Source organism: Modestobacter marinus (genome assembly GCF_019799945.1).
Lineage (GTDB): Bacteria > Actinomycetota > Actinomycetes > Mycobacteriales > Geodermatophilaceae > Modestobacter > Modestobacter marinus_B.
The window spans coordinates 232,636-253,176 of sequence record NZ_JABGCH010000001.1 but is presented as its reverse complement, the minus strand read 5'-3'; the positions used below and the strand labels follow the sequence as shown (position 1 = coordinate 253,176).

General features: G+C 76.6%; 18 protein-coding genes and 1 pseudogene. 5 read left to right on the top strand and 14 right to left on the bottom strand.

From position 1 onward, the window contains the following. Window positions 1-28 precede the first annotated feature (28 nt). The gene (locus HK417_RS01225) at window positions 29-2,383 is read right to left on the bottom strand and encodes a sodium-translocating pyrophosphatase (RefSeq protein WP_261325569.1); all 2,355 of its coding nucleotides are present in this window, start codon (window positions 2,381-2,383) and stop codon (window positions 29-31) included. A 193-nt stretch (window positions 2,384-2,576) separates the two neighbouring features. On the opposite strand from HK417_RS01225, the gene HK417_RS01220 reads away from it, so the two are divergent. Then, on the top strand, window positions 2,577-5,150 hold the full coding sequence (locus HK417_RS01220) for a DEAD/DEAH box helicase (protein ID WP_308123295.1): 2,574 nt from the start codon (window positions 2,577-2,579) through the stop codon (window positions 5,148-5,150). Window positions 5,151-5,192: 42 nt separating this feature from the next. Here the strand turns inward: HK417_RS01220 and HK417_RS26845 are convergent. The 7 genes and pseudogenes from HK417_RS26845 to ssd all read right to left on the bottom strand — a co-directional run. Further along, window positions 5,193-5,546: pseudogene (locus HK417_RS26845) on the bottom strand (Rv3654c family TadE-like protein); the annotation flags it as partial. Next, window positions 5,543-5,926, bottom strand: a complete 384-nt coding sequence (locus tag HK417_RS01210) for a TadE family type IV pilus minor pilin (protein WP_308123294.1) — start codon at window positions 5,924-5,926, stop codon at window positions 5,543-5,545. The pseudogene HK417_RS26845 and the gene HK417_RS01210, both read right to left, overlap by 4 nt. 5 nt (window positions 5,927-5,931) lie before the next feature. Next, a complete protein-coding gene (locus HK417_RS01205) occupies window positions 5,932-6,174 on the bottom strand; it encodes a DUF4244 domain-containing protein (protein WP_222262481.1) in 243 nt (80 codons plus the stop codon). A gap of 147 nt (window positions 6,175-6,321) precedes the next feature. After that, window positions 6,322-7,050, bottom strand: a complete 729-nt coding sequence (locus tag HK417_RS01200) for a type II secretion system F family protein (protein ID WP_222262479.1) — start codon at window positions 7,048-7,050, stop codon at window positions 6,322-6,324. Next, window positions 7,047-7,829 (bottom strand): type II secretion system F family protein, encoded by a 783-nt coding sequence (locus tag HK417_RS01195; RefSeq protein ID WP_222262477.1) that lies wholly within the window; start codon window positions 7,827-7,829, stop codon window positions 7,047-7,049. The genes HK417_RS01200 and HK417_RS01195 overlap by 4 nt, the downstream gene beginning before the upstream one ends. Continuing rightward, window positions 7,826-8,983, bottom strand: coding sequence for a TadA family conjugal transfer-associated ATPase (locus HK417_RS01190; RefSeq protein ID WP_222262475.1), 1,158 nt, complete (start codon window positions 8,981-8,983; stop codon window positions 7,826-7,828). The genes HK417_RS01195 and HK417_RS01190 overlap by 4 nt, the downstream gene beginning before the upstream one ends. Then, on the bottom strand, window positions 8,980-10,086 hold the full coding sequence (gene ssd, locus HK417_RS01185; RefSeq protein WP_308123293.1) for a septum site-determining protein Ssd: 1,107 nt from the start codon (window positions 10,084-10,086) through the stop codon (window positions 8,980-8,982). Before ssd ends, HK417_RS01190 begins: the two co-directional genes overlap by 4 nt. Window positions 10,087-10,211: 125 nt before the next feature. On the opposite strand from ssd, the gene HK417_RS01180 reads away from it, so the two are divergent. Beyond that, window positions 10,212-11,057, top strand: coding sequence for an HAD family hydrolase (locus tag HK417_RS01180; RefSeq protein ID WP_222262473.1), 846 nt, complete (start codon window positions 10,212-10,214; stop codon window positions 11,055-11,057). A gap of 41 nt (window positions 11,058-11,098) precedes the next feature. Here the strand turns inward: HK417_RS01180 and HK417_RS01175 are convergent, their stop codons facing one another. Both HK417_RS01175 and HK417_RS01170 read right to left on the bottom strand, forming a co-directional pair. Continuing rightward, complete coding sequence (locus tag HK417_RS01175; protein ID WP_222262471.1) at window positions 11,099-12,088, bottom strand: aldo/keto reductase; 990 nt, start codon at window positions 12,086-12,088, stop codon at window positions 11,099-11,101. 60 nt (window positions 12,089-12,148) lie between these two features. Next, a complete protein-coding gene (locus HK417_RS01170; protein ID WP_222262469.1) occupies window positions 12,149-12,946 on the bottom strand; it encodes an oxidoreductase in 798 nt (265 codons plus the stop codon). Window positions 12,947-13,022: 76 nt separating this feature from the next. On the opposite strand from HK417_RS01170, the gene HK417_RS01165 reads away from it, so the two are divergent. From HK417_RS01165 to HK417_RS01155, 3 genes are all read left to right on the top strand, one after another. Further along, window positions 13,023-13,598, top strand: coding sequence for a histidine phosphatase family protein (locus HK417_RS01165; RefSeq protein ID WP_222262467.1), 576 nt, complete (start codon window positions 13,023-13,025; stop codon window positions 13,596-13,598). Next, complete coding sequence (gene cobU, locus HK417_RS01160; RefSeq protein WP_222262465.1) at window positions 13,595-14,119, top strand: bifunctional adenosylcobinamide kinase/adenosylcobinamide-phosphate guanylyltransferase; 525 nt, start codon at window positions 13,595-13,597, stop codon at window positions 14,117-14,119. The genes HK417_RS01165 and cobU overlap by 4 nt, the downstream gene beginning before the upstream one ends. Before the next feature lie 79 nt (window positions 14,120-14,198). Next, window positions 14,199-15,029 carry an adenosylcobinamide-GDP ribazoletransferase gene (locus HK417_RS01155; protein WP_222262463.1) on the top strand — a complete coding sequence of 277 codons (831 nt, stop codon included), beginning with the start codon at window positions 14,199-14,201 and terminating at the stop codon, window positions 15,027-15,029. 4 nt (window positions 15,030-15,033) lie between these two features. On the opposite strand, the gene HK417_RS01150 is transcribed toward HK417_RS01155, so the two are convergent. From HK417_RS01150 to cobN, 4 genes are all read right to left on the bottom strand, one after another. Continuing rightward, window positions 15,034-15,318 (bottom strand): ubiquitin-like small modifier protein 1, encoded by a 285-nt coding sequence (locus HK417_RS01150; RefSeq protein WP_222262461.1) that lies wholly within the window; start codon window positions 15,316-15,318, stop codon window positions 15,034-15,036. After that, window positions 15,315-16,394 carry a WD40/YVTN/BNR-like repeat-containing protein gene (locus HK417_RS01145; RefSeq protein WP_222262460.1) on the bottom strand — a complete coding sequence of 360 codons (1,080 nt, stop codon included), beginning with the start codon at window positions 16,392-16,394 and terminating at the stop codon, window positions 15,315-15,317. The genes HK417_RS01150 and HK417_RS01145 overlap by 4 nt, the downstream gene beginning before the upstream one ends. A gap of 74 nt (window positions 16,395-16,468) precedes the next feature. Further along, window positions 16,469-16,708 carry a hypothetical protein gene (locus tag HK417_RS01140; RefSeq protein ID WP_222262459.1) on the bottom strand — a complete coding sequence of 80 codons (240 nt, stop codon included), beginning with the start codon at window positions 16,706-16,708 and terminating at the stop codon, window positions 16,469-16,471. A gap of 117 nt (window positions 16,709-16,825) precedes the next feature. Continuing rightward, entirely contained in the window at window positions 16,826-20,443 is a 3,618-nt protein-coding gene (cobN, locus tag HK417_RS01135; protein ID WP_308123291.1) for a cobaltochelatase subunit CobN, read from the bottom strand. Window positions 20,444-20,541 lie beyond the last annotated feature (98 nt).

Below are 20,541 nucleotides of genomic sequence, written 5' to 3'. Positions count from 1 at the left end.
GCCCCGGGGCGGGACCGACGCGGCGACGCTAGGGGGACGGGCGGACCTGCGGCCGCTCGCCGTCCACACCGGCCGACCCCGTCCACAGCGTGGCGGCGTCGGGCGCCTCCTCGACCGCGCGCGGGGGCGGAGCGGCGGTCACGGCACCCGCCGTCGTGTCGTCGTCCCCGCCGACGACGGTCGACCGGCGCTTGCTGACCACGACCGCGGCGACGATGACCAGCGTCGCGCCCAGCGCGATGAGCACGCGCACCGTGGTGTTCTCGCCGTCCCCGACGGACAAGCCGACCACCGCCGGCGCGATGAGCAGGGCGACGAGGTTCATGACTTTGAGCAGGGGGTTGATCGCCGGGCCGGCGGTGTCCTTGAACGGGTCACCGACCGTGTCACCGATGACGGTGGCCGCGTGCGCCTCGCTGCCCTTCCCGCCGTAGGCGCCGTCCTCGACCATCTTCTTGGCGTTGTCCCAGGCGCCACCGGAGTTGGCGAGGAACACCGCCATGAGCGTGCCGGTCGCGATCGCGCCGACCAGGTAGGCCGCCAGCGGACCGAACCCGAGCCCGAAGCCGACGGCGACCGGTGCCAGCACGGCCAGCAGTCCGGGGGTGGCCAGCTCGCGCAGCGAGTCGCGGGTGCAGATGTCCACGACGCGGCTGTAGTCGGGGCGCTCCGTGAAGTCCATGATCCCCGGGTGGGACCGGAACTGTTCGCGGACCTCGAAGACCACCCGGCCGGCGGCCCGCGAGACGGCGTTGATCGCCAGCCCGCTGAACAGGAAGACGACGGCCGCACCGATGACGGCGCCGACGACGTTGTTCGGCGAGACGAGCGTGAAGGCGTCGCCGAGCGAGGCCCCCGCGTCGTCCAGGGCGTCACCGATGCTGGCGTTGTAGGAGCCGAACAGCGCCGTGGCGGCGAGGACCGCGGTGGCGATCGCGATGCCCTTGGTGATCGCCTTGGTGGTGTTGCCGACCGCGTCGAGGTCGGTGAGCACCTGGGCGCCCTCGGCGTCGATGTCCCCGGACATCTCGGCGATGCCCTGCGCGTTGTCGCTGACCGGGCCGAAGGTGTCCATGGCCACGATCACGCCGGCGGTGGTGAGCAGCCCGCACCCGGCGAGGGCGACCGCGTACAGCGCGGCGGCGCCGCCGATCAGGAAGGCGCCGTACACCGCGGCGCCGATCAGCAGGGCGGCGTAGACCGCCGACTCCAGGCCGAGGGAGATGCCGGACAGGATGACGGTGGCCGGGCCGGTCAGCGAGCTGCGGCCGACGTCGCGGACCGGCCGCCGCGCCGTCTCGGTGAAGTAGCCGGTGAGCTGCTGGATCGCCGCGGCCAGCAGGATGCCGACGAGCACCGAGACGAAGCCGAGCACCTGGGGGTTGACCGACACGTCCAGCCCGTCGGAGACCGCCGGGAGGATGGTGAACGACGCCGCGGCCACCAGCACCAGCGACACCACGGCCGAGGTGAAGAAGCCCCGGTTGATCGGGGTCATCCACGAGCGGTCGTTGCCGCCGGGGTTGCTGGCCAGGATGCCGACGACCGAGGAGATGACCCCGATCGCCGCGACGACCAGGGGGAAGACCATGCCGACCGCGCCGAAGAAGACCTGGCCGAGGATGAGAGCAGCGACCAGCGTGACCGCGTAGGACTCGAACAGGTCGGCGGCCATCCCGGCGCAGTCGCCCACGTTGTCGCCGACGTTGTCGGCGATCGTGGCGGCGTTGCGGGGGTCGTCCTCGGGGATGCCGGCCTCGACCTTGCCCACGAGGTCCGCGCCGACGTCGGCGGCCTTGGTGAAGATGCCACCGCCCACGCGCATGAACATGGCCAGCAGGGCGCCGCCGAAGCCGAAGCCCTCCAGGACGACGGGTGCGGTGTCCCGGAACAGCAGCAACGCCAGCGCGGCGCCGAAGAGCCCCAGCCCCACGGTGATCATCCCGACCACGCCGCCGGTGCGGAACGCGATCTTGAAGGCGGGCCGGTGCCCGCCGGCGGCCGCCGCGGCGGCGACCCGGACGTTCCCGCGGGTCGCCAGCGTCATCCCGATGAACCCGACCGAGGCGGAGAAGCTGGCGCCGACCAGGAAGAACACCGCGCGCCCGAGGCGGGTGCCGAACCCGCCGTCGGTCACCGGCAGGAGCAGGAGGAGCAGGAACACGATGACGGCGAAGACCGCCAACGTGCGGAACTGCCGTCTGAGATAGGCGCCTGCTCCCTCCTGGACCGCCCGCGCGATCTCCTGCATCGACGCCGTCCCCTGGTCGGCCGCGAGGACGGCTCGGACCAGCCAGGCGGCGAAGGCGAGGGCGGCGAGCGAGATGAGGAGGACGACGGCCACGAGGGCCAGGTCCCCTCCGGAGAGATCGGTGTCCGGCATGGGTCCTCCGCTGCGAGGTGGGCGCGCACCCGCCGAGCCCCCGCCCCGACTGCTGCGGGTGGACCCGGCGTGGGTGGCACTGTGCCGTAGGACCGGCCCGCGCACCAGTGCCTGCTGTGATCCCGTTCACACTTCCTGTCATCGGCGCAGGAGCGGTGGTGACCGGCTTGCGACGCGGTGTGACAGTGGGGTGGTGACGTCCCTGCCCACCGCCCGAGCGGCGGCCGGTGGACCGGCGGGTGCCCCGCTCCCGGGCTCCGACCTGCTCGAGGCCCTCCTGGCGCACGCGGACCCGGACGAGGACCCGGTCACCCACGTCCACCACCTGGCGGCACGACCGAGCCGGCTGGCCGACTGGCCCGACTGGGTCCCGGCCGAGCTGCGTTCCCGCCTGGCCGAGCGCGGCGTGCTGGCTCCGTTCGGTCACCAGGTGACTGCGGCCGAGCTGGCCCGCAGCGGCACGCACGTCGTCGTCGCGACCGGCACCGCATCGGGGAAGTCGCTGGCCTACCAGCTGCCCGCGCTGACCGCGCTCACCGAGGACCCCCGCGCCTGCGTGCTGTACCTGGCGCCGACCAAGGCCCTGGCCCGCGACCAGCTCGCCGCGGTGGCCGCGCTGGCCGACCCCTCGGTGCGGCCGGCCGCCTACGACGGCGACACCCCCAGCGAGGAGCGGGAGTGGGTGCGGCGGCACTCCCGCTGGATCGTGACCAACCCGGACATGCTCCACCGCGGGATCCTGCCCTCCCACCAGAGGTGGGCGAGCACGCTGCGCCGGGTGGCCTACGTGGTCATCGACGAGTGCCACGCCTACCGGGGCGTCTTCGGGTCCCACGTGGGTCACGTGCTGCGCCGGCTGCGGCGGGTGTGCCGTCGCTACGGCGCCGAGCCGGTGTTCGTGCTGGCCTCGGCCACCGTCGCCGATCCCGCCGGTGCCGCGAGCCGGCTGGTGGGCGCGCCCGTGCAGGCCGTCACGGAGGACGGCTCCCCGCGCCCGGGGGCCACCTTCGCGCTCTGGGAACCCCCGCTGACCGAGCGGACCGGCGAGCACGGCGCCCCGCTGCGGCGGTCCGCCGCCTCCGACGCCGCCGGGCTGCTCGCCGACCTCGTCGAGCAGCACGCCCGGACGCTGGCGTTCGTGCGGTCCCGGCGCGGCGCCGAGTCGGTGGCCGAGCAGGCCCGGGCCGTCCTGCGGTCGCGCGGACGCGCCGACCTGGCCGCCCGGGTGGACTCCTACCGCGGCGGCTACCTGCCCGAGGAGCGGCGCGAGCTGGAGCGTGCGCTGTCCGCCGGCGACCTGCTGGGCGTCGCGACCACGAACGCCCTCGAGCTCGGCATCGACATCGCCGGCCTGGACGCCGTCGTCCTCGCCGGCTACCCCGGCACGCTCGCGTCGATGTGGCAGCAGGCCGGCCGCGCCGGGCGGGCGCAACGGGAGTCCCTCGTCGTGTTCGTCGCCCGCGACGACCCGCTGGACCACTACCTGGCGCACCACCCGCGCGCGGTGTTCGGCCGCCCGGTCGAGGCCACGGTGACCGACCCGACCAACCCCTACGTGCTCGGTCCCCAGCTGTGCTGCGCGGCGGCGGAGCTGCCCCTGCGCGCCGAGGAGCTGGCCGACTTCGGCGGCCCGGTCGCCGAGGCCCAGATCGCCGAGCTGGTGGCCTCCGGCGAGCTCCGTGCCCGCCCGACCGGCTGGTACTGGGCTGGTCGGGGCCGGCCGGACGTGGACATCCGCGGGACCGGCGAGGCACCGGTCGCGATCATCGAGGGGTCGACCGGCCGGCTGCTGGGCACCGTCGACGGCGACGCCGCGCACGCGACGGTGCACGACGGCGCGCTGTACGTGCACCGCGGCGAGACTTACGTCGTCGACGAGTTCGACGTCGAGGAGGCCTGCGCGGTGGTGCACCCGGAGAGCCCGGAGTGGACGACGGTCGCCCGGGACACGGTGGACATCTCGATCGTGTCCATCGAGCGCATCCGCCCGCTGGGGACCGTCACCGCGCACACCGGCGTCGTGGACGTGACCAACCAGGTGGTGGCGTACCAGCGACGGCGGCTGGGGACCGGCGAGGTGCTGGCCGAGTTCCCGCTGGACCTGCCACCCCGGCAGCTGCGCACGCGCGCGGTGTGGCTGACCCTGGACGACCGGGCGGTGGCCCGCGCCGAGGTGGACGACGCCGCGCTCCCCGGGTCGCTGCACGCCGCCGAGCACGCGTCGATCGGGATCCTGCCGCTGCTGGCCACCTGCGACCGGTGGGACCTCGGCGGTGTCTCCACCGCGCTGCACCCGGACACCGGCGCCGCGACGATCGTGGTCTATGACGGCCACCCCGGTGGCGCGGGCTTCGCCGAGCGCGGGTTCGCGGTGCTGCAGGACTGGCTGCAGGCGACCCGGGCGACGGTGGCCACCTGCGAGTGCGAGTCCGGCTGCCCGTCGTGCGTGCAGTCGCCCAAGTGCGGCAACGGCAACGAGCCGCTGGACAAGGCCGGTGCGGTGCGGGTGCTGGACGTGGTGCTCGACGAGCTCGCCGCGGCCCCGGAGCCGGACCCGGTCGCGGACCCTGCCGACGGCGTCCGCGCGGAGACCGGCGACCCGGCTGCCGCCGCGGCCGGGAGCCGGCGTCCCGGGGAGCCGCCCCGGCACGGCCGCTCGGCCCGTCGTTCCGCCCCGACCTGGGGCGTCACCCCGCCGACCCGCCCCGCCGCGACCGAGCCCGAGCCCGGCCCCGGGGACGACCGCTCGGACGACATCGTCTTCTGAGGCCGGCACCCCGGGGGCCGCGGGCGGCGCCGGCCCGGCCCGGGCGCGCGCCCGGGCCTGGAGGACGCCCAGCGGGCCGAGCCGCACCGGCACCGCCACGTGCACCTCCACGACGGCCCCCTCGCCGACCGCGCATGACTCGACCGCCGCTCCGTTCGCGTCCGCCACCTCCTCGGCGACCGTGCACGCGCCGGGATCACCCAGCACGGCCCGCCCGGCGGCGGCGAGGGCGGCCAGGTCGGCCGCGGTGGTCGCCCGGTGCCGCGCGACCACCGCCGCGCCGACGAGCACCGCCGCGACCCCGACGGCCGCCAGGAGCCCCGCGAGGGCGAGCAGCCACACCGTCGCCGAGCCCCGCTCACCGTTCCGGCCCGGCGGCTCCGGCGGGCGGCTCACGGAGTCGTCCCGTCCCCGGCACCGGGCTCGCGGAGCGCCGTTGCACCGGCCGACACCTCGACGCGCCAGGGCAGCGGGCCCAACGGCGAGACCGCGGCGGTCACGGTGACGGTGACCCGGTCGCCGTCGGTGGTCAGCCGCGCCTCCGCGCCGGCCGGGGCGGCCCGACCGGCCAGCTCGTGCACCACGGCCACCGGTTCCCCGCGAGCGGCGGCGCGGGTGCCCTCCCGCGCCGCGTCGACGCACCGCAGCTGGGCGCCCACGACGACCACCGCCGCGACGGCTGCGGCCAGCACCACCAGGAGCACGGGCAGCACCACCGCCGTCTCGGCGGTGACCATGCCGGCCTCCCGGTCGCCGGCGGCGGGGCGGGTGCGCACGGCGGTCAGGACAGCGTGGTCAGCGCGGACTGGACGAGGTCGCCGAGCGCGGCGACCACCGAGCCGCCGGTGACCACCTGGTAGAGGACCGCGGCGAAGGCGCAGGCGGCGACCGTCCCGACGGCGTACTCCGCGGTGCTCATGCCCTCTTCGCCGTCGCCCGATGACCAGCGACGTGCCACGGCCCGTCGCCACCCGCCCGGCCCTGCTGCGCGGCCCCGGCCGCCGTTCCGTCGCGTCCCGGTCATGGGAGGCCCTCCTCGTCCGTCGGGCCGCCGACCGGCCCGCCACCTCGACCTTGGCGCCGCCTCCGGCCTCTGGCGCCGCTCCGGAGCAGGTTGTGGAGAGGGCTCCCCGCTGTGGACGACCCGTGGCGGCGGGGGCTCCCCGCGTGCTCAGAAGACGTCGGCGGCGATGCCCAGCACGAGGGGCACGACGCCGAGGCAGAGGAACGCCGGGAGGAAGCACAGCCCGAGCGGTGCCAGCACCCACACGCCGGCGCTGCGCACGGCCGCCTCGGTGCGGCTGCGGTCGGCGGCGCGCTGGTCCGCGGCGAGCCGCTGCAGCGCGGGCACGACCGCGGAGCCGGACTCCCCGGCGCGCACCAGCGCGCGGGCGAGGGCGTCGACCGGCGGCGGCGTCCCCGCCCAGGCGCGCTGCGGCGATGCCCCCAGTCCGTACAACCCGCCGACGCGGACCAGGTGGTCGCCGAGGGGACCGGCCACCGCATCGGCCACCACGGTCAGCCCGGCACCCACCGGGGTGCCCGCGGTCAGGCACACGGCCAGCAGGTCGCAGGCGACGGGAAGGTCCCGGTGCAGCTCCGCGGCCGTGCCGGCAGCCGCCCCGGCGCGGCGCAGGAGCCGTTCGACGCCGACGACGGCGCCCCCGGCCAGCACCGCGGCGGCGGGTCCGCCCCCGAGCAGGCCGAACAGCGCGAGCCCGGCCACCCCGGCCAGGAGCCACCGCCGACGCGGCCCCGGTGGCGCAGCTCGAACCGCCGGCACCAGGACTGCCCGCGGCGGGCGCGGCACCAGCGAGGCCAGTCGCTGGCGCCGTGCGGCCCCGGGCGGGACCCACAGCAGCAGCGCGCCGGCCAGCGCCAGCAGCGCCGGCGCGGTCACCGGTCGACCGCGCGCCGGACGAGCCGGGCGGTCCACGCCAGGCCGGCGATCTCGAGCAGGACGCCCGCGATCAGCAGCAGCGTGCCGGGCAGGGTGGTGGTGAGCACGCGCCACGGATCGGCGCCCACCCCGCCGCCCATCAGCAGCCCGAGCACCGGCAACCCGGCGAGGACGGCCGCGCTGGCCCGCGGGCCGGCGACCGCCGCGCGCAGCTCGTCCTCGGCGTGCAGCCGGGCCCGCAGGTCGTCCTCGACCGCGGTCACCACCCCCGCGAGCGAGCAGCCGGTGGCGCCGCTGAGCCGGACGGCCGCGGCCACCCGGCCCAGTGCCCGGCCCGCTTCGTCGCGGGGCACGCCGGGCGGGGGCTCGCCGAGCCGGAGCACCGGGGCGAGCTCCCGGGCCGTCGCCGGATCGGGGCAGCCGTCGACCGCCGCGCCGGTCGCCTCGGCCAGCGGGCGCCCCGCCCGCACCTCGGCGGCCAGGACACCCAACGCCTCGACCAGCGCCCGGCTCCGGCTCCGCTCCGCCGACGCCGCCGCGCGACGCCGGAGCATCCGGCCGGCCGCCGCGCCGCAGACGGCGGCCAGCGCTCCGACCACGGGCGTTCCCAGCACGGCCGCCACGCCGCCGGTTCCCGCGGCGAGCAGCAGCGGCCCGGTCACGGTACGGCGCACGGCCGGCCGGAGCGGCCACCGGCGCGCTCCGGGCGGGGACGACCGCCTCGACCCGGCCGGCCACGCCACCAGCGCCGCCGCCAGGCAGGCCAGGGCCTCGCTCATCCGGGCACCGGGCAGTCCAGCAGCGCGGCCAGCTCGGCCCGGGCCGGGCAGGAGCCACCGTCGGCCCGCCAGCCCGCGGCGACCTCGACCAGGTCACCGGTCCGGCGGACCACGCCCAGCTCGGCGACGTGCCGGCCGGCGGTGCCCCGGCGCAGGTGCACGACAACGGCGAGCGCCGCGGCGGCCTGGCTGTGCACCGCGGCCCGGCCGAGCCCGGCGGCACCGCCGAGCGCCTCCAGCCGGGCGGGCAGGTCCGCGGCCCGGTTGACGTGGACGGTGCCGCAGCCGCCGTCGTGCCCGGTGTTGAGCGCGGCCAGCAGGTCGACCACCTCCGCGCCCCGGACCTCCCCCACGACCAGCCGGTCCGGGCGCATCCGCAGCGCCTGGCGGACGAGGTCCCGCAGCACCACCGCCCCGGCCCCTTCGACGTTGGGCGGCCGGGTGAGCAGCCGGACGACGTGCGGGTGCTGCGGCGCCAGCTCGGGGGCGTCCTCGCACAGCAGCAGCCGCTCCCCCGGGCCGACCAGGCCGAGCAGCGCGGAGAGCACGGTGGTCTTGCCGGTGCCGGTGCCCCCGGTGACCAGGAACGCCAGCCGGCGCCGCACCAGGGTGCCGAGCAGCTCGGCCGCGGCGCCGGGCAGCGCGCCGCGGGCGGCGAGGTCGGGGAAGGAGAGCGCGGCCCGCCGCAGGACGCGGAGGGACAGCGAGGTACCCGACGCCGACACCGGCGGCAGGACGGCGTGCAGGCGGGTGCCGTCGGGCAGGCCGGCGTCGACCCACGGGGCGGCGTCGTCCAGCCGCCGGCCGGCCGCGGCGGCGAGCCGGACGGCGAGCCGGCGGACGGCGGCCTCGTCGGGGAACCGGACGTCGACCCGCTCCAGCCCCGCCCCACGGTCGATCCACACCGAGTCGGGGGCGTTGACCAGCACGTCGGTCACTCCCGGCCGGCGCAGGAGGGGTTCGAGGACGCCCGCGCCGGCCAGCTCGTCCGTGGCCGCGCGGACCGCGGCCAGCACGGCCCGGTCGCCCAGCAGGCCACCGGATTCCTCCCGGACCAGCGCCGCGACCGCGGCCGGCGTGGGCGCCCCCTGACCGCTCGCGAGCCGGGCACGGACGCGTTCGACCAGCGGCTCGGGAGCCGGCGGCCGGCTCACGTGCCGGTCCCGTCGAGCTGGTCGAGGAGCCGGCGGCTGACCGAACCGAGCGGGGACCGGGCGGACACCGCGGGCGGCTCCCCCCGCTCACTGCGGGCCACCGCCGCCCGGTCGGGGCCGAGCTCCGCCAGGACCGGGCGGCCCACCACGTCGGCGACCTCCGCCCGGGACAGCCCGCCGGGCACCGGACGGGTCACCACCTGCGCCGCCGACCACGGCGCCACGTGCGCCGGGTCACCGTGCAGCAGGACCCGGGCGGCGGCCGCGGCCCGCAGCCGGGCGGGGACCAGCAGCACGGCCAGGTCCGCCTCCGCGAGCAGCGTCTCCGCCGCGCCACTGCTGCGGGGCAGGTCGACGACGACGCCGCACCCGCTCTCCCGGGCTCCGGCGGCCACGGCGAGCAGCGCCTCCGGCGGGACCTCGTGCGCCACGTCGCGCGACGCCGCGAGAACCGGGACGCCGTGAGCCTCGGGCAGCGCGGCGAGCAGCGCCGCTCCGGAGACCCGGCCGCTGAGCCCGAACAGGTCCGGCCAGCGCAGACCCTGTGCACGCTCGGCGCCCAGCAGCAGGTCGAGCCCGGCGGCGCACCCGTCGCCGTCGACCAGCAGCACGCCGTCGGGCATGGCCGGGCGGGCGGTGAGGGCCAGCGCCGTGGCCAGCGTGCTCGCCCCGGCGCCACCGCAGGCGCCGGTGACCACGGCGACCCAGCCCGGGCGCGCCGGCGCCCGGACCGCCGCGGCGACCCGCTCGACGAGCCACGTCTCGTCCCGCGGCAGGACGACCACCCGCTCGGCGCCGACCTCGACGGCCGCCGCCCACACCTCGGTGCCCGGCTCCCCGAGGGCGGTCACCAGCACCCCGGGGCGCCGTGGCAGGCTGCGTACCGGGGCCCGGGCCAGCACGTCAGCGCCGAGCAGCACCAGCGGGGCGTCCCGGTGCGCCCGCCGCAGGGCGCCGCTGCCGGAGGTCAGCTCGGCGGTGGCGCCGGCGGCGGCGAGCAGCCGCAGGAGGTCGTCGAGGAGGGCGTCATCGGAGCTGACGACCAGGGGGCGCGGTGGGGTGGCCGACACGGCGGCCGGTGCCCGGGAGGTGGGGACGAACACCACACCAGCGCACCGCTCGGCACCGGTTCCGGCCAGACCGCCGGAGGATCTGTGGATGACCCGTCGGGGTGTGGACAGCGGTGCGCACGGCCGCCCGCACTGCCGATCCTCTTACCGTGTGGGACGTGACCCGCGCTGCGGCGTTCTTCGACCTCGACAAGACGGTCATCGCGAAGTCCAGCACCCTGGCCTTCGGTCGGCCGTTCTTCCAGGGTGGCCTGATCAACCGACGGGCGGTGCTCAAGGGCGCCTACGCCCAGTTCGTCTTCTCCCTGGCCGGCGTCGACGCCGCGCAGATGGAACGGATGCGCAGTCAGATCACCGCGATGACGACCGGCTGGGACGTCGCCGTGGTGCACGACATCGTCCAGGAGACCCTGCACGACATCGTGGACCCGCTGGTCTACGCCGAGGCCGCCGACCTGATCGAGACGCACCGGGCGGCCGGCCGCGAGGTCGTCATCGTGTCCAGCAGTGGCGCGGAGATGGTCGGGCCGATCGGCGAGATGCTCGGCGCGGACCGGGTGGTCGCCACCCGGATGGTGACCCGGGATGGCCGGTACACCGGCGAGGTCGAGTTCTACGCCTACGGGGAGAACAAGGCGGCCGCGATGCGCGAGGTCGCCGCCGAGCGCGGCTGGGACCTCGCCGACTGCTTCGCCTACAGCGACTCGGTCACCGACCTGCCGATGCTCGAGGCCGTGGGGCACCCGACCGCGGTCAACCCCGACCGGGCGCTGCGCAAAGTGGCGACCGAGCGCGGCTGGCCGGTGCTCGAGTTCAACCGGCCGGTGTCCCTGCGCGCCCGCTTCAACGGTGCGCGGACGCCGGTGGTCACCAGCGCCGCCGTGGGTGCGGCGGTGGCCGGGCTGGCCTGGTACGCCCGCCGCAGGACGCTGCGGCCGCTGCCCGCGATCGTCGACGCGCCGGTCGTCCCGCTGCCCGGCCGCCGGCGGCGTCGGGGCGCCTGAGCCCTCCGCCGCCGACGACCCCGGTTTCGCAGGAGCTCGGCTCAGCCGGGGAACCGCTTCCGCAACCGGTCCACCTGCTCGCGGACCGTGTCGCCGACCGTGCGCACCACGGACACCGGCGTGAACGCCCGCGCCGCCGCCGTCAGCGCGGCCTGCTCGTCGGCGCTGAGCTCGAGGTCGGCGGCGGCCACGTTGGACTCCAGCTGCTCGACGCTGGAGGCCCCCGGGATGACGACCACCCGCGGGTGGCCGATCAGCCAGGCCAGCGCGACCTGCGCGGGACGGGCCTGGTGCGCCTCGGCGACCTCTCGCAGGGTGGCCAGCAGGGGCTCGGCTCGGCGCAGGTTCTCAGTCCCGAACAGGGGGTTCGCCGCCCGCACCCCGCCCGGCCGGTTGTCCGCGGAGTACCGGCCGCCCAGCAGGCCCTGGGCCAGCGGGCTGTAGGCGATCACCAGGCGGCCCTCCCGGCCGGCGAACGGCACGAGGTCCTCCAGCGGCCCGGCGTGGGCGAGGGAGAAGTTGACCTGGTTGCTGATGGCCGGACGGCCCAGCGCTGCGTCGGCGTCCTGCCAGCGGCTCAGCGAGTAGTTGGAGACGCCGACGGCGCCGATGCGGTCCTCGTCCAGCAGCGCCCGCATGCCGGACATGGTCACCGAGTCCGGTACCACGGGGTTCGGCTGGTGCACCTGGTAGAGCGGGATGCGCGGCAGCTGCAGCCGCCGGGCGCTGCCCTCGAAGCTGCGGCGCACGACGGCGGGCCACGGCGCGACCGGGAAGACCTTGCTGGCGACGACGACGTCCGCGCGGTCCTCCCCCAGCGCCTCGCCGAGGATCCGTTCGCTGCGGCCGAACCCGTAGACCTCCGCGGTGTCGAAGAGCGTGACGCCGAGCTCGCGCGCCCGGCGCACGATGTCGCGGGCCGCCCCTTCGGCGTAGCCCTCTCCGTAGCCCCACTCGCGGGAACCGAACTGCCACGTGCCCAGCCCGACCCGGCTGACCTGTCCCAGACCGTCGACCTCGAGGAATCGCATGCCGTGAGTCTGGTCCCGGGCGGGAGTCCCCCGACACCCGGGCACACCGGCCGGCGGAGCTCAGCCGCGCAGCAGGCTCTCGCAGATGGCCAGGCCCTCCGCCGCACCGTGCTCGGCGGCCCGGCAGCAGTGCACCAGCCAGCCGGCCAGCCCCGCCGGCCCGCCCGAGCGGTAGCCCTCCAGCGCGGCGTCGTACGCGGGCCGGCCGAGCTCGGCGAAGCCGACCTCGGGCACCGACACCGCCTTGGGGTCCAGCCCGCGGGTGATGCCGACCAGCCGGCCCGCGGCGCGGGCGACCACGCCGTCCTGGGTGCCGAACGGCGCGAGCGCCGCGAGCTCCCCGTGCACCACGCCGGCCAGCACGACCGCGGGCACGGTGGTCGCCCCGGTGATGATCGAGAACAGTGCCCCGAGCCGCGGTCCGGCGGCGCCGGAGGGACGCCCCAGGTCGTCCCGCGCAGCGAGGTCGGCGGCCGCCAGCACGTGCAGCCGGGCGAGCACCTGCCCCGGCGCCCGCTCCCAGGTCTCGACCATGGACCCGAGGCCCACCGAGACGCGCAGCGCGCCCTGAACCACCGGATCGCCGACCTGCCCGGCACGCAGGTCGGCGAGCGGCACGTCGACGCCCTCCAGCGCGGCCGAGGCCCGGGCGCCCCGCAGTGCGGACTCGGCGCTCACAGCGGCCGACTCCCGGCGGAGCACCCGGTGCCCGAGGAGCCGGTCGACCGCGGTCCGCGCGCCCTCGGCCGCGTCGGCCACCCCGGGCAGGTCGAGCAGCGGGGCCAGCGGGTCCGGTCCGGTCGGGGCCGGGGCCGGCCGAGCGGCACGGCCGGCGCCGGGGCGCAGCGGGATGGTCACGGCAGCGACGGTACGAGGACGGCGATGGCGCACCGGCACGGGCCGGCCTCTCGGCAGCGCCTAGGCTGCCGGGACCATGGCCTCCCCCTTGACCCTGCTGCTCGTCCGGCACGGCCAGAGCGAGTGGAACGCCGCGGGCCGCATGCAGGGGCAGACGGCCCACGTGCCGCTCACCGAGCTCGGGCACCGGCAGGCCGCCCAGGCGGCCGCGGAGCTGGCCGCGCTGGTCGGGCAGGGCCGTGGCCCCGGTGCCCTGTTCTCCAGCGACCTGCGGCGCGCGCTGCAGACCGCCGCGCACTGCGCGGCCGCGACCGGACTCCCCGTTCGGACGACGCCCGCGCTGCGCGAGCAGGGCTACGGCGTGCTGGAGGGGCGACCCTCCCGGGAGCTCTGGGACCTCGTCGACTGGACCGACCCGCACTGGGCCGCCGAGGGCGGGGAGAGCCTGGCGGAGCTGCACACCCGGGTCGGCTCGTTCCTCGCCGAGCTGCGCGCGGACCCCCCGGCCGAGGTGGTCGCGGTGGTGACCCACGGGGACACCATCCGCGCCGCGCAGGCGGTGGCCGCGGGGCTGGGTCCGGCGGAGATGCCGGCGGTGACCCCGCACAACGGGACGGTCACCGTCCTGGAGCTGGCCGGGGTGCTGCGGTGAGCCGCGTGCTGGTGCTCGGCGGGTCGCGGTCGGGCAAGTCGGCGTACGCGGAGCAACTGCTCGACGGGCACGAGGAGGTCGTGTACCTCGCCACCTCGCGGGCCGACGCCGGGGACGCGGAGTGGACGACGAGGATCGCGGCCCACCGGGCCCGCCGCCCGGCCGGGTGGACGACGCTGGAGAGCACCGCGCCCTCCGAGCTCGTACGCGGCGGCAGCGTGCTGGTCGACAGCATCACCACCTGGATCGCCGCCCTGATGGACGAGACCGGGGTGTGGGACGGGACCGATCCGGGAGCCCTCGACCGGCTGGCGCGACGGTGCGACGCGCTGGTCGACAACTGGGTGATGACCCCGGCGCACGTGGTGGCGGTCAGCGACGAGGTGGGTCTGGGCGTCGTCCCGGAGACCCGGGCGGGGCGGCTGTTCCGCGACACGCTCGGCCTGGTGAACCAGCGGCTGGCCGCGACCTCCGACGAGGTGTGGTTCGTGGTCGCCGGGCTCCCCCAGCGACTCCGGTGAGCCGACGCGGGAGTGAGCATCGCACCGCGCGCCAGCGAGCGAGGAGCGGAGCGAGCGCGGAGGCGAACCCGTGGGCAGGGTGAGCAGGACGACCGACGAGGGACGGCGGTGGTGGTCGGGACCGGCCGAGTCCTTCGGCTGGCTGACCACGGCCCGGGTGCCGGCGGCACGCACGGCGCGCGGGGTGCTGCCGTGGGCGCCGCTGGTCGGGCTGGTGCTGGGCGCGGTGGCGACGGCCGCCGCCTGGGCGACCGCCCGCGCGGCGAGCCCGCTGGTCGGCGCCGTGCTGGGCATCGCGGTGCTCGCCGCGCTCACCCGCGGCCTGCACCTCGACGGCCTGGCCGACACCGCCGACGGGCTGGGTCCGCTGCGCGGCCGGGACCGGGCCCTGGAGGTCATGCGGGCCGGGGACGTCGGGCCCTTCGGCGTCGTCACCCTGGTGCTCACCCTGCTGCTGCAGGTCGCCTGCCTGGCGCAGCTGCTGGCCACCGACGGCGGCTGGCTGGTGCTGACCGTCGCCACCGTCGCCGCTCGGGTGGCGATGGCCCGCACCGGGCTGCCCGGGGTGCCGGTGGCCGCGGGGTCGTCGCTGGGTCGCGCCGTCGCGGGCAGCGTCTCCCGGCGCTGGCTGGCCGGCACCGGCGTCGTGCTGCTCGCCGGGACCGTCGCGGCCGGGCTGGCCATCGGCGGCGGGGCCATCAGCGGCGGGGATAGCAGCGGTAGCGACATGGGCGGCGGCACGCCGGCCCTGGCGCTGCCGGCCGCGGTGGCGCTGGGCCTGCTGGCGGCCGAGGTCCTCCGCCGCCGCGCCACCCGGCGGCTGGGCGGGGTGAACGGCGACGTCATGGGCGCGATGGGCGAGGTCAGCACCGCCGTCACGCTGCTCGTCGCCGCCCTGCTCCTGGCCTGACGGATCAGCCGCCCGCCACCGACTGCATCACCATCACCTCCGCGCCCGGCGGCACCGGTGTCGCCAGGCCGTCGAGCCGGCGGACCTCCTCCCCGTCCACGTAGACGTTCACGTGGCGGCGCAGCTCCCCGGTCTCGTCCCGCACCCGCCGGTCGAACACCGGGTGCTCGGCGGCGAGGGCGTCTAACAGAGCGCGCACGGTCCCGGGGGCGGCCAGGTCGACGTCCATCGTCGTCCGGCCGCCGGTGCACTCGCTCAGCAGCCGCGGCAGCAGCACCCGCACGCTCATGGCAGCACCGCCGCGCGCACGCACAGCACGTCGGGCAGGTGGGAGGCGACCGTGCTGAACGTCCGGCCCTCGTCGGCGCTGGCGTAGACCTCTCCTCCGCGGGTGCCCAGGTACACGCCCACCGGGTCCGCGGTGTCCACGGCCGCCGCGTCGCGGAGCACCGCGTTGTACTCGTGGTCCGGCAGCCCGCGGTCCAGCCGCTGCCAGGTCTCCCCCGCGTCGTCGCTGCGGTGCACGGCCAGCTGCCCGTCCGGCGGGACCCGCTCCCCGTCGGCGACCAGCGGCACCACCCAGATCGTCCCGGCGCGGGAGGGATGGGCGAGCATCACGAACCCGAAGTCCGAGGGCAGCCCGTCGGCGATCGACGTCCAGGTGTCGCCGTCGTCGTCGGAGCGATACACCCCGTGGTGGTTCTGCGCGTACAGCCGGGTCGGGACGACGGCGTCGCGGGCGATCTTGTGCACGCACTGCCCGAACTCCGGCGCCGGGCCGGGCAGGAAGTAGGCCGAGATCCCGGAGTTGCGGGGCTCCCAGGACGCCCCGCCGTCCCGCGTCCGGTAGACCCCGCCGGTGCTCATCGCCACGTGCACGGTGTCCCCCGGCCCAGGCACGACGCTGTGCGCGGCGGCGCCGCCGTAGCCGGCACCCCACTCGCTGCGGTGCGGGTGGTCCCAGAGCCCACGGCACAGCTCGAAGTGCTCGCCGCCGTCCTCCGACCGCCACACCGAGATCGGCTCACAGCCGGCCCACACCACGCTCGGCCGGTCGGCGGAGTCCGGGCGCAGCTGCCAGATCCGCTCCACCGCGGCACCGGTGTCGGCCGGGAACCGGATGGCGCCGGCCTCCGGCTCGGTCCAGGTCGCGCCCAGGTCGTCGGAGTGGACGACGGTCGGCCCGAAGTGCTCCGAGCGCACGCCGACCAGCAGCCGGGCCCGGCCGCCCCGGGTGTCGATGCCGATCCCCGCGACCTCGGTCATCAGGAAGTGCGGCTGCGACAGCGACCAGGTCTGCCGGTCCTCACTGGTCGCCAGCCACAGCCCCTTGCGGGTGCCGATCGCCAGCAGTGTGGTGTCCATGGAGCATGGGACCACCGGGGGGCGACGAACTCATCGGTCCGCTGCCGGCGCCCGCTCGCCGTTCCGCGCCGGGGTCAGCGGCGACCGGTGAGTGACCCCAGCAGCTTGCCCAGCCCGCCGCCGCCGGCCGGCGTCGCCGCGCCGCGCCCCGTCGAGCGACGACCGCTGGAGCGGGCCGCGCTCCGGCCGGTGCTCCGGCTCAGCCCACGACCCGTGCCACCCGCGCCCCGGGTGCGTCCCGTGCCGCGGCCGGTCCTCGCCTGGCGGGACGCCGCGTTCTCCGCCGTGCCCATCAACTTGCTCAGGATGCCCATGGGCCGAGCGTCCACCGACCACCCCGGGACCGCGCAGACCGACCCTCGCGACGCCCGGCATTCCCGCGCGCCGTCACTCAGGGCACACGACCGCGGGCCAACCGGTTCGGGAACAGGTCAGACCGACGACGACGCCGGCGTCTCCCCGCCCTCCAGGTCACCCTCCGTGTCCAGATAGGCCTGCTGCAGCTCGGCGAGCAGCGCCGGGTCCGGCGCCGCCCACATCCCCCGGTCCACGGCCTCGAGCAGCCGCTCGGCGATGCCGTGCAGCGCCCACGGGTTCGACCGCTCCATGAACTCCCGGTTCTCCGGGTCGAGCACGTAGGTCTCGGTGAGCTTCTCGTACATCCAGTCCGCGACCACGCCGGTGGTGGCGTCGTAGCCGAACAGGTAGTCGACGGTCGCGGCCAGCTCGAACGCGCCCTTGTAGCCGTGCCGGCGCATCGCGGCCAGCCACTTGGGGTTGACCACCCGGGCGCGGAACACCCGGGAGGTCTCCTCGGTCAGCGACCGGGTGCGCACCGACTCCGGCCGCGTCGAGTCGCCGATGTACGCCTCCGGCGCCCGGCCGGTGAGCGCGCGGACGGTCGCGACCATGCCGCCGTGGTACTGGAAGTAGTCGTCGGAGTCGGCGATGTCGTGCTCGCGGGTGTCGACGTTCTTCGCTGCCACCGCGATCCGCCGGTACGCCGCCTCCATGTCCGGCCGCGCCGCCACCCCGTCCAGGTCCCGGCCGTAGGCGTAGCCGCCCCACACCGCGTACACCTCGGCGAGGTCCGCGTCGCCGCGCCAGTTCCGGGAGTCGATCAGCGGCAGCAGCCCGGCCCCGTAGGCGCCCGGCTTGGACCCGAACACCCGGGTGGTGGCCCGCCGGCGGTCGCCGTGGGTCGCCTCGTCGGCGTCGACGTGCGCCTTCACGTAGTTCTCGTCGTCGGACTCGGACAGCCCGGCCACCAGCGTGACGGCGTCGTCGAGCATCGTCACCACGTGCGGGAACGCGTCCCGGAAGAAGCCGCTGATCCGCACCGTGACGTCGATCCGCGGCCGGCCCAGCTCGTCGGCCGGGACCGGCTCCAGCGAGGTCACCCGCCGGGACGCGTCGTCCCACACCGGCCGGACGCCGAGCAGCGCGAGCACCTCGGCGACGTCGTCCCCCGCCGTCCGCATCGCCGACGTGCCCCACACCGACAGCCCGACCGACCGCGGGTACTCCCCGTCGTGGTCGGCGCGGTACCGGTCGACCAGCGACTCGGCCATCGCCGACCCGGTCTCCCACGCGAGCCGGGAGGGGATCGCGCGCGGGTCGACGGAGTAGAAGTTCCGGCCGGTCGGCAGCACGTTCACCAGCCCGCGCAGCGGGGAGCCCGACGGCCCGGCCGGCACGTAGCCGCCGTCGAGGGCGTGCAGGGTCATGTCCAGCTCGTCGGTGGTCCGCGCCAGCCGGGGCACCACCTCGTCGACGGCGAACCGCAGGACGGCGGTCACCTCGTCGTCCACCGTGCCCAGGACCCTCCCGACGACGTCGGCGATCGCCGATGCCGCCCAGCCGCGCTCCTCCATGCCGGTGACCAGCGCCGCGGCCCGCGCCTCCACGGCGTCGGTCTCGCGCAGCCCGGCCGTGCCGTCCTCGGTCAGCCCCAGCGCCTGGCGCAGGCCCGGCAGCGCGACCGCGCCGCCCCAGATCTGCCGGGCGCGCAGCATCGCCAGCACCAGGTCGACCCGGTCCGTGCCGGTGGGCGGGGCGCCGAGCACGTGCAAGCCGTCGCGGATCTGCGAGTCCTTGATCTCACAGAGCCAGCCGTCGACGTGCAGGATCAGCTCGTCGAACTCCGCGTCGTGCGGCCGGTCGGCCAGCCCCAGGTCGTGGTCGAGCTTCGCCGCCTGGATCAGCGTCCAGATCTGCTGGCGGACGGCGGGCAGCTTGGCCGGGTCCATCGCCGCGATGTTGGCGTGCTCGTCGAGCAGCTGCTCGAGCCGGGCGATGTCGCCGTAGGAGTCGGCCCGGGCCATCGGCGGCACCATGTGGTCGACCAGCGTGGCGTGCGCGCGGCGCTTGGCCTGGGTGCCCTCGCCCGGGTCGTTGACCAGGAACGGGTAGACCAGCGGCAGGTCGCCGATCGCGGCGTCCGGCCCGCACGCCGCGGACATGCCCACGGTCTTGCCCGGCAGCCACTCCATGTTCCCGTGCTTGCCGACGTGCACCATCGCGTGCGCGCCGAAGACGGAACGCAGCCACCAGTAGGCGGCCAGGTAGTGGTGGGACGGCGGCAGGTCGGGGTCGTGGTAGATCGCGATCGGGTTCTCCCCGAAGCCGCGCGGCGGCTGGACCATGACCACGACGTTCCCGGCCCGCAGCGCGGCGAAGACGATGGAGTCGTCGTCGACGAACAGCGACCCGGGCGCCTCGCCCCAGTGCTCGACCACCGCCTCGCGGAGCTCGGCGGGGAGCGCGTCGAAGAAGCGCCGGTACTCGGCCGCCGGGATCCGCACCGGGTTGCCGGCCAGCTGCTCGGCGGTCAGCCAGTTCTCGTCCTGCCCGCCGGCGGCGATCAGCGCGTGCACCAGCGCGTCGCCGTCCAGGTCGGCGACGCCGGGCAGCGCGCCGGGCCCGTCGAACGGCCCGATGTCGTAGCCGGCGCCGGACATCGCGGCGAGCAGCCGGACGACGGAGGCCGGGGTGTCCAGGCCGACCGCGTTGCCGATCCGGGCGTGCTTGGTCGGGTAGGCGCTGAGCATGACGACGATCCGACGGTCCTCCGGCGCCACCAGCCGGAGCCGGGCGTGGGCGACCGCCGTCCCGGCGACCCGGGCGGCGCGCTCGGGGTCGGCGACGTAGGAGGTCAGCCCCTCGTCGTCGGTCTCCTTGAAGGAGAACGGCACGCTGATCAGCCGGCCGTCGAACTCCGGGATCGCGACCTGGTTGCCCACGTCCAGCGGGGAGAGCCCGCCGTCGTCGGCGGCCCACTCGGCACGCGAGCGGGTGAGGCAGAGGCCCTGCACGACCGGGACGTCGAGCGCGGCGAGCTGTCCGACGTCCCAGGCGCCGTCGTCCCCACCGGCCTGGGCGGTCGCGGGCCGCGACCCGCCGGCCGCCAGCACGGTGACCACCAGGGCGTCGGCGCCCCGCAGCGTCTCGAGCAGGTCGTCCGGGACGCTGCGCACCGAGGAGGTGAAGACCGGCAGGGCGCGACCGCCGGCGTCCTCGATCGCGGTGCACAGGGCCTCGACGAAGCCGGCGTTGCCGCTCAGCTGGTGCGCCCGGTAGTAGAGGACGGCGATGACCGGGCCCCCGGTCGCGGTCGATGCGCGCTCGAGCACGCCCCACTCCGGCGCCACCGCGGGCGGCTCGAACCCCTCGCCGTCCAGCAGCACGGTGTCGGCGAGGAAGCGGTGCAGTTGCGCGAGGTTCGCGGGGCCGCCCTGGGCCAGGTAGCCGTGCGCCGCGGTGGCCACGCCCATCGGGACGGTGGAGAGCTCCATCAGCTCGGCGTCGGGGAGCTGCTCACCGCCGAGGACGACGACCGGCACGCCCAGCGCCAGGACCGGGGCGAGCTGCTCCTCGTAGTGCCGGCGGACGCCGAGGATCCGCACCACCACCAGGTCGGTGCCGGCCGCGAGGCCGGCCATCGCGTCGGGATCGAGCCGGGCCGGGTTGCCCAGCCGCCAGCCGGCCGCCGACGAGCGGGCGCTCAGCAGGTCGGTGTCGGAGGTGGACAGGAGGGTGAACGTGCGCACAGGTGCCTCCTCGGGACCGCGGCGGGCTGGCACCATCGGCCGCCGCTCCGCTGACCATGGGCGGCCCATGAGTGAGTCCTGCTGCACTGCCGTGGTGT

Excerpts from the sequence above, each read along its gene's own strand:
- HK417_RS01225 (WP_261325569.1), bottom strand. The coding sequence starts at position 2,383 with ATGCCGGACACCGATCTCTCCGGAGGGGACCTGGCCCTCGTGGCCGTC.
- HK417_RS01205 (WP_222262481.1), bottom strand. The coding sequence starts at position 6,174 with ATGACCGGGACGCGACGGAACGGCGGCCGGGGCCGCGCAGCAGGGCCG.
- HK417_RS01195 (WP_222262477.1), bottom strand. The coding sequence starts at position 7,829 with ATGAGCGAGGCCCTGGCCTGCCTGGCGGCGGCGCTGGTGGCGTGGCCG.
- HK417_RS01175 (WP_222262471.1), bottom strand. The coding sequence starts at position 12,088 with ATGCGATTCCTCGAGGTCGACGGTCTGGGACAGGTCAGCCGGGTCGGG.
- HK417_RS01165 (WP_222262467.1), top strand. The coding sequence starts at position 13,023 with ATGGCCTCCCCCTTGACCCTGCTGCTCGTCCGGCACGGCCAGAGCGAG.
- HK417_RS01150 (WP_222262461.1), bottom strand. The coding sequence starts at position 15,318 with ATGAGCGTGCGGGTGCTGCTGCCGCGGCTGCTGAGCGAGTGCACCGGC.
- HK417_RS01145 (WP_222262460.1), bottom strand. The coding sequence starts at position 16,394 with ATGGACACCACACTGCTGGCGATCGGCACCCGCAAGGGGCTGTGGCTG.
- HK417_RS01140 (WP_222262459.1), bottom strand. The coding sequence starts at position 16,708 with ATGGGCATCCTGAGCAAGTTGATGGGCACGGCGGAGAACGCGGCGTCC.